This is a genomic window from Sodalis praecaptivus (assembly GCF_000517425.1).
Lineage (GTDB): Bacteria > Pseudomonadota > Gammaproteobacteria > Enterobacterales > Enterobacteriaceae > Sodalis_A > Sodalis_A praecaptivus.
In genome coordinates this window covers 2167316-2180471 of the sequence record NZ_CP006569.1, presented here as the reverse complement: position 1 = coordinate 2180471, position 13156 = coordinate 2167316, and the positions used below count along the sequence as shown (strand labels likewise).

Here is a 13156-nt window from a genome sequence, read left to right as displayed (position 1 = left end):
CCGGCACTTTTCACGCACGGTTTACGGCTGAATAACATCCATGGCCTGCTGAATGCGTTTTTCCGAGACGGGGGCCGGCGTCCCCAACTGTTGGGCAAAAAAACTGACCCGGAGCTCTTCAATCATCCAGCGAATGTCCGCCACAGCCTCCTCTTCTCGTCGGGCGGCCGGGAGTTTGGCCAACCATTGCCGCCACGCCTGCTGCACCGCTTCCACTTTCAGCATCTGTGCGCGGTCCCGATGCGGATCGATGGCCAATTTATCCAGGCGGCGCTCGATGGCGCGCAAATAGCGTAAAATGTCCGCCAGCCGCCGCTCGCCGCTCGCGGTGACAAAGCCGCGGTACACCAGGCCGTCGAGCTGGCTTTTGATATCGGACAGCGCCAGCGCCAGGCTAAGATCGACTTTCCCTTTCAGCCGCTTATTGATGGCGAACACCACGCTTAAAATTTGCTCCACCAGACTGGCGATGTCGACCACCACCGGGTTAAGATGGCCGCGCACATGCTCTTGTAGCCGCAAATAGTCCTGCTCCTGCCACACCAGCCCGCCCTGTTCCGCCATCAGCTTATCCACGCCGCAGCTGATACAATCGTCTATCAGCTCCAGCACCTTGCCGTAAGGATTGAAATAGAGCCCCAGTTTGGCTTTATTGGGCAATTTTTCGTGCAGATATTTGACCGGCGAGGGAATATTGAGCAGCAGCAGGCGGCGTACGCCCTGCCACATGGCCCGCCGCTGCTGCTCTTCGGTCTCAAACAGCCTGATGGCGACGCTTTGCCGCTCGTCCACCAGCGCCGGCCAAGCCATAAGCCGATAGCCGCCCTTTTTCTGCTCAAACCGCTGCGGTAGGGAGCCAAAATGCCAACTTTGCACATTTTCCTGCTCCAGCCCTTCCTCCGCGACCGCCGCCAGGGTCTGCTGAACGCTGTCTTTAAGCTGGGCTTTTAGACTGTCCAGATCTTTGCCCTCGGCCAGGGTTTTTTGTTGCTCGTCCACCACCCGGAAGGTCATTTTCAGATGATCGGGCACCTGGTCCAGTTGCCAGGCCTCTCGCTCGATGGTCACGCCGCTCATGCGCCGCAGTTCGCGCTCCAGGGCGTCCAGCAGCGGCGTGTCGCCGGCCGTCACACGCTCAAGGAAAGCCTCGGCATAATTCGGCGCCGGAACAAAGTTACGCCGTAACGGTTTAGGCAGTGATTTAATCAGCGCAATCACCAACTCCCGCCGTATGCCGGGAATTTGCCAGTCAAATCCCTGCGGCGAAACTTGATTCAGCAGCGGCAGCGGGATATGCACCGTGACGCCGTCGGCATCGCTGCCCGGTTCAAACTGGTAACTCAGCCGCAGTTTTAGGCTGCCCTGGCGCCAAGTATTAGGATAGTCAACCGCGCTGATGGCTTCCGCCCCCGCGCGTACCAGCATGGTTTTTTCAAAATTGAGCCGCTCGGGATCGGCCTTCTGCTCCCGCTGCCACCAGCTATCGAAATGGCGCGCCGATACCACCTCTTCACCGATACGTCCGTCGTAAAACGCGAACAGCGTTTCATCGTCCACCAGAATATCCCGGCGTCGGGATTTATGCTCCAGCTCCTCGACCTCATCGAGCAGCCGCCGGTTGGCGCGGAAAAAGGGATGACGGGTCTGCCAATCCCCTTCCACCAGCGCATGGCGAATAAACAGCGTGCGGCAAAGCGCCGGATCAATGGCGCCATAGTTGACCTTCCGGCCGATGACGATGGGCAGCCCCAGTAGCGTCACCCGCTCCGCGGCCATCACCGCGGCGGCGGCCTTCTCCCAATGGGGTTCGCTGTAACTGCGTTTCACCAGGTGAGGCGCCAGCGGCTCTATCCACTCCGGTTCGATGCGGGCGGCAATCCGGCCCCATAGCCGGCTGGTTTCCACCAGCTCCGCGACCATGGTCCATTTGGGCGGTTTTTTGAACAGCGCAGAGCCGGGATAAAGCGCGAAGCGGGCATTGCGGGTACCGGTGTACTCCGGTTTATCGGTGTCTTTTTGGCCAATATGGGACAATAAGCCGGTCAACAGCGCACTATGCAGCGACCGATAATCGGCAGGTTGGGCATTGATCGGCAGGCCCAAAGTTTTAACGGTCTGGCGCAGTTGGGTATAGACGTCCTGCCATTCCCGCACGCGCAAATAGCTGAGAAAATCCACCCGGCACTGGCGGCGCAACTGGCTGGAGGATAATGCTTTTTGCTGCGTCTGGAGGTAATCCCACAAATTGACAAAAGCGAGAAAATCAGACTCTTTGTCCGCGAAGCGGCGGTGCTTTTCATCCGATGCCTGCTTTTTGTCCATGGGCCGTTCGCGCGGATCCTGGATAGACAGCGCGGCAGCGATGATCATCACCTCACGCACGCAGCCGCCGCTGCGGGCCGCAAGTACCATGCGCGCCAGGCGCGGATCCAGCGGCAACTGGGCCAATTGCCGGCCAAGGGGACTCAGGCGATATCCCTCGGCCGTTTCGCCCTCCAGCGCGCCCAGTTCTTCCAGTAGCCGCACGCCATCCTGGATATGACGTTTATCGGGGGCTTCCACAAACGGAAACATAGCGATATCGCCGAGCCCCAGCGCCGTCATTTGCAGTATGACGGATGCCAAATGGGTGCGCAGTATTTCGGGGTCGGTAAAGGCCGGGCGCGAGAGAAAATCCTGCTCGGAATAGAGGCGGATACAGATACCTTCCGACACGCGGCCGCAGCGGCCTTTTCGCTGATTGGCCGACGCTTGGGAAATCGGCTCGATAGGCAAGCGCTGTACCTTGGTTCGGAAACTGTAACGGCTGATCCGCGCCGTACCGGGGTCAATGACGTATTTGATCCCGGGGACCGTCAGCGACGTTTCTGCCACGTTGGTCGCCAGCACGATGCGCCGCCCGGAATGGGATTGAAACACCCGATTCTGTTCGGCGTTGGATAAGCGCGCGTACAGGGGCAACACCTCGGTATGGGGCAAATTGAGCCGATTGAGGCCGTCGGCGGTATCGCGGATTTCCCGCTCGCCGCTCAAAAAAATCAGAATGTCTCCTGGCCCTTCTTTGCCTAGTTCCTGCACCGCATCGTAGATGCCCTGGGCCTGATCCCCCTCGTCGTCCGCCTGTTCCGCCAGCGGGCGGTAGCGCACCTCCACCGGATAGGTGCGGCCGGAAACTTCAATAATCGGCGCGTGATGAAAGTGGCGCGAGAAGCGCTCCGGATCGATGGTGGCGGAGGTAATGATCACTTTCAAATCGGGTCGACGCGGCAGCAACTGATGCAGATAGCCGAGAATAAAATCGATATTGAGGCTGCGTTCGTGGGCTTCGTCAATAATCAGCGTGTCATACTGCAGCAACAGGCGATCCTGCTGGATCTCCGCGAGCAGTATGCCGTCGGTCATCAGCTTCACCAGCGTGTTGTCGCCAATTTGATCGTTGAACCGCACCTTGTAGCCGACGGCGCCCCCGAGCGGGGTCTCCAGTTCGCCGGCGATACGATCGGCCACGCTGCGCGCCGCCAGCCTTCGCGGCTGCGTATGGCCTATCATGCCGGTAACGCCCCGCCCGAGCGCCAGACAGATTTTTGGCAGCTGCGTGGTTTTACCTGAACCGGTTTCACCCGCCACGATGACCACTTGATGGTCCCGTACCGCCTCAAGAATCGCCTGGCGTTTCTGGCTGACGGGTAAATTCTCCGGGTAAGTGATGACGGGGACCGCCGCGCGGCGGTCCTGCACCCGCTGCCGCGAAGCGGCAATGGCGGTTTCCATTTCCCGCTGCCAGCGTTGCTGCTGCTCGCCGGACAACGGCCGTTTTGCGGCGCCCCGCAGGCGGCGTTTAAGCACCGTTTTGTCGCGGATCATGACATCGTCCAGCGTGGCGGTCAGTGCCGCAAGGGGTGAATTCACGTTGTCTTTCCTCTACCTGCGGCCGGACGTGCGCGTCCGGCCAGCCGTTCTCTGCAACTTATTGGCCCCCATTCTACCATAATCCGGCGCGGCGCCCGAGGGTTCCCTGTGTTGTTCAGTATTTTCGAATGAACAACTCGAATTATTGCGCTTTCACCCCGGCGCTAAGTTGCCTAGAGTAAACGTCAGGTTGTTGAACCCGTCTTGATTAAGGAATACCCATGAGCAAAGTTTTGGTAGTCAAGTCCAGTATTCTGGCCACCTTTTCCCAGTCGAATCCGTTGGCTGACCATTTCATTGAGCAGTGGCGCCAGCAGCATTCAGGCGACGAGATTACCGTGCGCGATTTGGGCGCCGAGCCGGTCCCGGAGCTGGATGGTGAACTGGTCGGAGCGCTGCGTCCTTCCGACGCCACCTTAACCCCGCGTCAGCAGCAGACGCTGGAATTATCCGACGCGCTGATTAATGAATTACAGGCTAATGATGTGCTGGTGTTGACCGCGCCTATGTACAACTTCGCGATCCCCAGCCAGTTGAAAAACTACTTCGATTTGATCGCCCGCGCCGGCGTGACCTTCCGCTACAGCGAACAGGGTCCGGAAGGATTGGTAAAAAACAAACGCGCGCTGATCCTGACAACCCGCGGCGGTATCCATAAAGATACCCCGAGCGATTTGGTGACCCACTATCTGCGCCTATTCCTGGGCTTTATCGGCATCACCGACGTTAGCTTTATTTATGCCGAAGGCGTGGCTTACGGTCCGGACGCGGCCGTAAAGGCGCAGGAAGAGGCAAAAGCGGCTATCGAGGAGTTCGTTACCGCTTAACCCCGTTATGTGACTACCCTCCCTTGGGCCCCGGGCCCGTTTAGCGCCTCTTCGGATGCGCTTTTTTCTTGCCGCTGCACCGGCGGCGCGAGCCGCGCTTATGGCCGCCCATTTCGGGCTTAACGCCTCGTCCCCGCCTCTGCGCCGGCTGATGTCTCGGATGCGGCCCGATCGCGATTTAGCAGCGCCTCGCTTTGCGGGTCGGCCTTTATGAGGATATCGTGCTCGATCTTAACTTTGATGTTAATGGTTATCGGCGCGGTCGGCGTGGCGATTTCAATACGCGGTACGCACTGCGTAAAAAGCAACGGCGACAGTAGCGCAATCAGGCTCTTGCTCCAAGGCATTAAGGCTCCCCTTCGGCAGGCGCTTCGGCGGCCGCCTGTTTTTCCAGTAGTTGTTCCACCCGGCCGCCGAAGCGCAAACTGCGCCACAGCTGCCAGATATTTTCCTGATGCGAGTAATTAAGGCGCACCGCGCGCCGCGCGGAGGCGTGGGCGCCCGTTCCGGCAATGTTGGCATCGAGCGTCAGGTCTCCCGCGCGGCGGAGATTCAACGTGGCGCGTAGCCGGCTGATTTCCATATAGCGCAGCCAATCAACGGCGGCGGCGGTGGCGAAATCGCGGGCGGCGAGCGCGTCGGCGAACTGGGGATCCAGGCGCAATGTCATCAAATTATCGCTGGCAATCCAACCGCGGGGGATAAGCTGGGTCGCATCATCGAGCAACAGCGGCAGCTCGCCGCTTACCCGCCCGGAAATGGTGAACTGTTTGGGTTTTAACGCGGTGATAAGCTCGCTCATTTCCACACCCTGCACCTTCAGCACCGCTGGCGCGTGCTGCGGCAGCCGCAGCGGGGTTAAAGATACCTGGCCGCCAAGGGTTTGCAACGTCATGTGGGTTAAGGTGAGCGGATGGTCGTCATCAAAGGGATAGAAACCTTTCAGGCCGGTATCCAGTTCACGCAAGGCTATAGGGGAGATGATTTCATCGATGTGCAATGCGGCAGGCTGGCGGATCCCCAACTGCCAACGGCTTTGCGCCAGGCGGTAGGATAGCGACAGCCGAACGCCGACCAAACGGCTGTCGCCGTACCAGAGATCCCCCCCGGTCAGCACACCGTGACCGCCGGCGATAAAACCTTGATCCGCCGAGGCGGAAAAGGCGCTCTGCGCATAAAATTCGCCCTGGCGCAGCCGGATGCCCAATGCCGGTTGCAGCAACGGCGCGAACACCCGCAGCGGCTGTTTTGGCCACCAGGCCTGGCCGCGCAGCCGCGCCCCGTCCCAACGCCCGTTCAATTGCACGGGCCCCAACGCGCCCGCCTGTAGCGTTCCACGCCAGCGCCAATCGTCTGGACTACGCCCGCTTAGCGCCAGGGTCAACCGCGGGGCGGGCAGCGCGCCGCCGTGCTGCAACCGCACCTGCGCAGACGACATTTCGAGCGCGCCCGCCAGCGCCGGCGCGTCGTCGCCGCGGCGCCACACGAGCGGCGCGGTCAACCGCAGGCGCGGGGCGCGGGCATCGATAAGACCATAGCGAAAACGATCCATTTCCCCCTGTGCCGCGCTCAGACGCAGAATGTGGTCCTGCCAGGCGCCGCGACCGGCAATGCGCCAGCTCGCGCCAAACGGCCGCAGCTCGCCATTGCCCCACAGCCGCCAGCGCCAATCGCCGGCGTCGGGCCAGAAGTTCACCGCTTTACCGTCCAAATGCAGCGTAAAACGCCCGTGGTTTCCGGCTCTGGCCTGTAAAATGGCCTGTAGCCGGCCGTTCACCCCCGCGGAGGAGAGCTGAACACCGGCTAGGGGCAAACGCGCGCTATCGATGTCAAACATGTCCGACACGCCCCCGACCAGACGCAAAAGCGCGCCGGGCAACAAGGCAAGATACGGGGCGGTCACATCGCCGCGCAATTCGCCGGGGATGGCGGCATCCAGCGAAAGAGCGTTGTCATTTACCCTGCCGTTGAGGCGAAACGGCAGGCGATTATCCGTCAGCCGCAGCGGGCCAGGACCGATATTCAACACCGCGTTGGCGCGCCCACGTAATCCCTGCGTCAGCACGTTGAGCCGCGCGCTGATGCCGAGGCCGGCCAGACCGTCGCGCCAGTCGGTCAGCGTCAGGGCAATTCCCCCCGCCAGCGCCTGGGTGGCGTAAGGCCAACGCCACCGTCCATCGCTCACCACCCACTCTCGTGCGGAAATGCGCCACGGTAGATGCACCAGCGTCATGCCGTTCTGGCTATCGGTAATCGACAGCACACCCTGCTGTTGACGCCAGTTGAGATCAAAGGTGAGCGCGGTACCGTTCGCCAGGGTAAGGCCGCCCTGCACGGCCCCGCGCTCGGGCAGCAGCCGGGCGCCGGGGGCCAGGGTGAGTTTCCCCTGTAACACTACCGGCGCCGGAGCGGGTGCGCCGTTCAGGGACAGACGCTCCAGGGTTAATTGGCGATCGTCAAGGGCCACCTCGGCCGCCAGTTTATCGCTTTGATAAGCGAGCCGGGTGCTTGGCCCCGCATGCGTCAAGGTCAGGCGGCCGGCCCACGCCTGCCAGGGGGTTACCGTCAGCCGGTCGATAAGCACGCTAAATGCCGGCAACCCTTGCCATTGCGCAAGCGGATCCCGTGCGGAGGTCGTTGACGTCGATGGGGCTACGCAGGCGGTGTCTAGACGCAGGTCGATGAGATGCAACCGCCAGGCGCCGGCGCGGCGGGTCAGATCGCCGCCGTCGCTGCGCAGCCAGACGCAATCGGGACGGCTCAAGCGAAAGGCCGGCAGCTGTACGGCGCCCTGCCGCCAACCGGGGCGACCGTCGAGCCGCAATTGCAGATCGTCGGGCAGCGCCCTATTGGCCAGCGTCGGTAACCAGCGCGGCAGGGTGAACCATAGCGCGAGCAGCAGCAGAAAAAGCAGCAATAGCATCAGCGCAACGTTGCGCAAGGGGCGGCGCAAAACGCCGAGCGGTATTAATGTCCGGGGCATGACAGTCCTTGTGGCTGACAGACCCGCCCACAATAACATATCCTACCAGAGGACTATATTGCCGATAACCGACGCCGGATTGTGCCTATAATGGCCATCTGCTACGCTCGCCGGAGTGCCAAGGAGACGAAATAATGAAAGTCGCTGTATACAGTACCAAAAATTACGATCATAAATATTTGTCCCAGGTTAATGAGGCGTTCGGCTTCGAGATGGAATATTTCGATTTTCTGCTAACGCCCCGCACCGTCAAAACTGCCGAGGGCTGCAACGCGGTTTGCCTTTTCGTCAACGACGACGGCGGCCGGGAGGTGCTAGAGCAGTTGGCGGCGTTGGGCATCACCATCCTGGCGCTGCGCTGCGCCGGCTTTAATAATGTCGATCTCGCGGCCGCGCGGGCGTTAGGCATTCAGGTGGTGCGGGTACCCGCCTATTCACCGGAAGCGGTGGCGGAGCATGCGGTGGGCATGATGATGTGTCTTAATCGGCGCATTCACCGGGCCTACCAGCGCACCCGCGATGCCAACTTTTCACTTGAAGGGCTTATTGGTTTCAATATGCATCAACGCACCGCCGGGATTATCGGCACCGGCAAGATAGGTGTCGCCGCAATGCGTATTTTGCGCGGATTCGGCATGCGGCTGCTGGCGTATGATCCCTATCCTAACCCGCAAGCGCTGGAGCTGGGCGCCGAGTATGTGGATTTGCAAAGCCTGTATGCCGCCTCGGACGTCATCTCCCTCCATTGCCCGCTGACCCCGGAAAACCATCATCTGCTCAACCGCGCGGCCTTCGCGCAAATGAAAGATGGCGTCATGATCATCAATACCAGCCGCGGTGGCCTTATCGATTCCCAGGCGGCCATCGAGTCACTCAAAATGCAAAAGATTGGCGCGCTGGGGATGGATGTCTACGAAAACGAGCGCGATCTGTTTTTTGAGGATAAATCCAACGACGTCATACAGGATGATGTTTTCCGGCGGCTATCGGCATGCCATAACGTACTGTTCACTGGCCATCAGGCCTTTTTGACCGAAGAGGCGCTGACGCATATCGGCCAGACCACGCTACAGAATATCCAACGGCTGGCGCGGGGAGAGGAGTGCCCCAACCTCGTAAGCGCGTAACGTCGGTCGCGCATAGCGCCGGCGTAGACGCCCTCAACACGGGCCGGCGGTAAACGCGAGGGCGCCCGGCAGGCGCCCCACTCACCAACGCCGCTTGCCGGCAGGAGAACGGGCATTGTGCGCCCGATTTGCCGGCTCAGCGCGCCGGCAGAGGTCAACGTGCAGGAGACCACTTACCGGCATCGCTTACGGACGATGGCAAAGACGTTGCGCGTCCGCTCAACCGGCTCAGCGCGCCGGCAGGCGGCGGCCGTCGGTGAGCTGGCACATTCCTACGGTGGAGCCATCCAGCTGCAGGGCGGCGGTAAGCGTGCCGCCGACGCCGCTACAGGCGGCCTGTTCCGCCTGGCTCAGCACCGGGCGCGGCATACGTACCGCCGTCCCCTGCTGTTCAGGTTCGTCATTGACACTGGGATCGCTGCTGCACGCCACCAGTAACACGACTGAGGTCGCCAATAACCACCGTGATAACGTCATCAAAGGGCTCCGCAAGGATAAAATAGGAATCGTCTGGAAGAGCCAGTGTAGCGGCAGCGGGCGCTCTCGTCGAGAACCCGCCGATTGACTTTACACTTCATCTGTCTTTCCTCGCGTTTCGTGCATCACACAAAAGCTAAAATCCCCCAGGGTTAGTGCTGCTATACTTGCGGCAATTCATGATAAGCCAATGATTTCCCGGCTATCATCCGCAGCACAGATAAGGGTCCTCATGATCACCACAGACGGGAACAATGCAGTCGCCTCGGTGGCCTACCGCATTAACGAAGTTATCGCCATCTACCCCATCACGCCCAGCTCTACCATGGCCGAGCAGGCCGATGCCTGGTCCGAGACCGGCACGCCCAATATTTGGGGCGACACCCCGCGGGTGGTGGAGATGCAATCCGAAGCCGGCGCCATCGCCACGGTGCACGGCGCGCTTCAAACCGGCGCGCTGTCCACCTCGTTCACGTCGTCGCAGGGATTATTGCTGATGATCCCGACGCTTTATAAGCTGGCCGGCCAGTTGACCCCTTTTGTCCTGCATGTGGCGGCGCGCACCGTTGCGACCCACGCGCTGTCGATTTTTGGCGACCATTCGGACGTCATGGCGGTGCGCCAGACCGGTTGCGCTATGCTGTGCGCCAATAACGTCCAGGAAGCGCAGGACTTCGCGCTGATTGCCCAGGTGGCCAGTCTAAACAGCCGTTTGCCCTTCATCCACTTTTTTGACGGCTTTCGCACCTCCCATGAAATTAACAAAATCGCGCCGCTGTCGGATGACACCTTAAAAGCGCTGCTGCCCCAGGACGCCATCGACGCCCACCGCGCCCGCGCGCTGACGCCGGATAATCCGATGATCCGCGGCACCTCCGCCAATCCCGATACCTATTTCCAGTCACGGGAAGCCACCAACCCCTGGTACAACGACGCCTATCGGCAGGTGGAACAGGCAATGGACGACTTCGCCGCCGCCACCGGCCGGCACTACAAGCCGTTTGAATATTATGGTCATCCGCAGGCCGAGCGGGTCATTGTCGTGATGGGATCCGCCGCCGGTACCTGTGAAGAGGTGATTGATACCCTTCTCACCCGCGGTGAAAAGGTCGGGGTGGTCAAGGTGCGGCTATTCCGCCCCTTCTCCGCCCGTCATTTGCTTGAGGTCATACCGCAGACGGTTAAGGCGATTGCGGTACTGGACCGGACCAAGGAGCCGGGGGCACAGGCGGAACCGCTGTATCTTGATGTGATGACCGCGCTGGCGGAAGCCTACAGCCGGGGCGAACGCGACGCGCTGCCGCGTACCATCGGCGGCCGTTTTGGTCTGTCTTCCAAAGAGTTCGATCCGCCGTGCGTGCTGGCGGTGTTTAACGAGCTGGCGCAGGCGGCGCCGCGGCCGCGTTTTACCGTGGGTATCTATGACGATGTTACCCAGCTCTCGCTGCCGTTGCCCGCGGCGACGCTGCCGCGTCAGTCGCGGCTGGAGGCGCTGTTTTACGGTCTGGGCAGCGATGGCTCGGTGTCGGCGACCAAAAACTCCATCAAGATTATTGGTAACGCCACGCCGCTCTTCGCTCAGGGCTATTTCGTTTACGATTCAAAAAAGGCGGGGGGATTAACCGTTTCCCATCTGCGGGTTAGCGAGAACCCCATTAATTCCGCCTATCTGGTGGGCGAGGCGGATTTTGTCGGCTGCCATCAATCTCAATTTATCGATAAATATCAGATGGTGGAGCGCCTGCGTCACGGCGGTATTTTCCTGATGAATACCCCCTACGGCGCCGATGAAATCTGGCCGCGCCTGCCGCAAGAGGTACAGGCGCTGCTCAATGAGCGCCAGGCGCGTTTTTATGTCATTAATGCCCAGCAGATTGCCCGCGAATGCCGGCTGGGGGCGCGAATTAACACCGTCATGCAGATGGCGTTCTTCCAGCTGTCCGGTATTTTACCGCCGGACACGGCGTTAAGCGCCCTGCAACAGGCGGTGGCCAAAAGCTACAGCAGCAAGGGACAAGAACTGGTGGAGCGCAACTGGCAGGCGCTGGCGGCGACCCGCGAGGCGCTGTTTAATGTGGTGCTGCAACCGGTCGACGGGGCAAGCCCCGTGCGCCCACCGGTCGTCTCCGATGCGGCGCCGGATTTCGTCAAAGTGGTGACCGCCGCCATGCTCGCAGGTAAGGGCGACGCCCTGCCCGTTTCGGCGTTGCCGCCGGACGGCAGCTGGCCGATGGGCACCACGCGCTGGGAAAAGCGCAACATCGCCGAAGACATTCCGCTGTGGGAACCGTCGCTGTGTACCCAATGCAACCACTGTGTCGCCGCCTGTCCCCACGCCGCGATCCGCGCCAAAGTCGTCCCGCCACAGGCGCTGGCGAACGCGCCGGCGGGTCTGGCGTCTCTTGAGGTTAAGGCGCGCGATATGCGCGGCCAGAAGTATGTGTTGCAGGTGGCGCCGGAAGATTGCACCGGCTGCAATCTGTGCGTTGAGGTTTGTCCAGCCAAAGACCGGCAAAACCCGGAAATCAAAGCGATTAACATGGCATCGCGTCTGGCGCACGTGGAAGAGGAGAAGGTGCATTATGATTTCTTCCTCAACCTGCCTGAAATCGACACCCGCACGCTTGAGCGCATCGATATCCGCACCTCGCAGCTGATTACCCCGCTGTTTGAATACTCCGGCGCCTGCTCCGGCTGTGGTGAAACCCCGTATATCAAGCTGCTGACCCAGCTGTATGGCGACCGGTTGCTTATCGCCAACGCCACCGGCTGCTCGTCCATTTATGGCGGCAACCTGCCCACCACGCCCTATACCACTAACGCCGACGGCCGCGGTCCGGCCTGGGCCAACTCGCTGTTCGAGGACAATGCGGAATTCGGTCTGGGCTTTCGTCTAACGGTGGATAGCCATCGCCAGCGGGTGTTGCGTCTGCTGGACAAGCACGCCGGGTCGTTACCTGATGCGCTGGTGGCGGGCCTGCGCGCCGCCGAGGCGCCGGTGGAAGAACGCCGGCGGCAGATCGGCGAATTGCGCCGTCTGCTGGGCAATGCGGCGGAGGCCACGGCGCGTCAGCTGGCGCGGGACGCCGATTACCTGGTGGATAAGTCCATCTGGCTTATCGGCGGCGACGGCTGGGCCTACGATATCGGCTTTGGCGGTTTGGATCATGTGATGAGCCTGACCGAAAACGTCAATGTGCTGGTCCTGGATACCCAATGCTATTCCAATACCGGCGGACAACAGTCCAAAGCCACGCCCCTCGGCGCGGTGACCAAATTCGGTGAACAGGGCAAGCGTAAGGCGCGTAAAGATCTTGGCGTTAGCATGATGATGTACGGTCATGTCTATGTGGCACAGATTTCCCTCGGCGCGCAGTTGAATCAGACGGTGAAAGCCATACAGGAAGCGGAGGCCTATCCAGGGCCGTCCCTGATCATCGCCTATAGCCCCTGCGAAGAGCATGGTTATGATTTGGCGCTGAGCCACGACCAGATGCGCCAACTGACCGCCACCGGCTTCTGGCCACTGTATCGCTTCGACCCACGTCGCAGCGAAGAGGGCAAACTACCGCTGGCGCTGGACTCCCGTCCCCCCTCCAGCGATCTGTCCGCCACGCTGCTTAACGAACAGCGGTTCCGTCGGCTGAATACCCAACAGCCGGACGTCGCCAGCGCCCTGTATCAGGCGGCGGAAAAAGAACTGAAGCAGAAATATGATTTCCTGGCGCGGATGGCCGGTAAGGCGGAAACCGCCGGTTGACGCCTACGCATTCCCCTGGGTAATGCATTTCACAGGGTGGGGCCGCCGCGGCCTCCCCCGGCAAATGCGGACA

At 60.9% G+C, this 13156-nt stretch carries 7 protein-coding genes; 3 read left to right on the top strand and 4 right to left on the bottom strand.

From position 1 onward, the window contains the following. Positions 1-21 precede the first annotated feature (21 nt). Positions 22-3909 (bottom strand): ATP-dependent RNA helicase HrpA, encoded by a 3888-nt coding sequence (gene hrpA / locus SANT_RS09695; RefSeq protein ID WP_025422098.1) that lies wholly within the window; start codon positions 3907-3909, stop codon positions 22-24. A 221-nt stretch (positions 3910-4130) separates the two neighbouring features. Between hrpA and SANT_RS09690 the strand changes: the two genes are divergently transcribed. After that, on the top strand, positions 4131-4736 hold the full coding sequence (locus SANT_RS09690) for an FMN-dependent NADH-azoreductase (RefSeq protein ID WP_025422097.1): 606 nt from the start codon (positions 4131-4133) through the stop codon (positions 4734-4736). A gap of 119 nt (positions 4737-4855) precedes the next feature. On the opposite strand, the gene SANT_RS09685 is transcribed toward SANT_RS09690, so the two are convergent. Both SANT_RS09685 and SANT_RS09680 read right to left on the bottom strand, forming a co-directional pair. Then, positions 4856-5083: a YnbE family lipoprotein gene (locus SANT_RS09685; RefSeq protein ID WP_025422096.1), complete on the bottom strand. Its 228-nt coding sequence runs from the start codon at positions 5081-5083 to the stop codon at positions 4856-4858. Beyond that, the gene (locus tag SANT_RS09680; protein WP_051440148.1) at positions 5083-7719 is read right to left on the bottom strand and encodes a YdbH family protein; all 2637 of its coding nucleotides are present in this window, start codon (positions 7717-7719) and stop codon (positions 5083-5085) included. Before SANT_RS09680 ends, SANT_RS09685 begins: the two co-directional genes overlap by 1 nt. Before the next feature lie 134 nt (positions 7720-7853). On the opposite strand from SANT_RS09680, the gene SANT_RS09675 reads away from it, so the two are divergent. Next, on the top strand, positions 7854-8846 hold the full coding sequence (locus tag SANT_RS09675; protein WP_025422094.1) for a 2-hydroxyacid dehydrogenase: 993 nt from the start codon (positions 7854-7856) through the stop codon (positions 8844-8846). Positions 8847-9074: 228 nt separating this feature from the next. Here the strand turns inward: SANT_RS09675 and SANT_RS09670 are convergent, their stop codons facing one another. After that, positions 9075-9323: a DUF333 domain-containing protein gene (locus tag SANT_RS09670; RefSeq protein WP_025422093.1), complete on the bottom strand. Its 249-nt coding sequence runs from the start codon at positions 9321-9323 to the stop codon at positions 9075-9077. Positions 9324-9555: 232 nt separating this feature from the next. On the opposite strand from SANT_RS09670, the gene nifJ reads away from it, so the two are divergent. Then, entirely contained in the window at positions 9556-13083 is a 3528-nt protein-coding gene (gene nifJ / locus SANT_RS09665; protein ID WP_025422092.1) for a pyruvate:ferredoxin (flavodoxin) oxidoreductase, read from the top strand. The last annotated feature ends 73 nt before the right edge of the window (positions 13084-13156 follow it).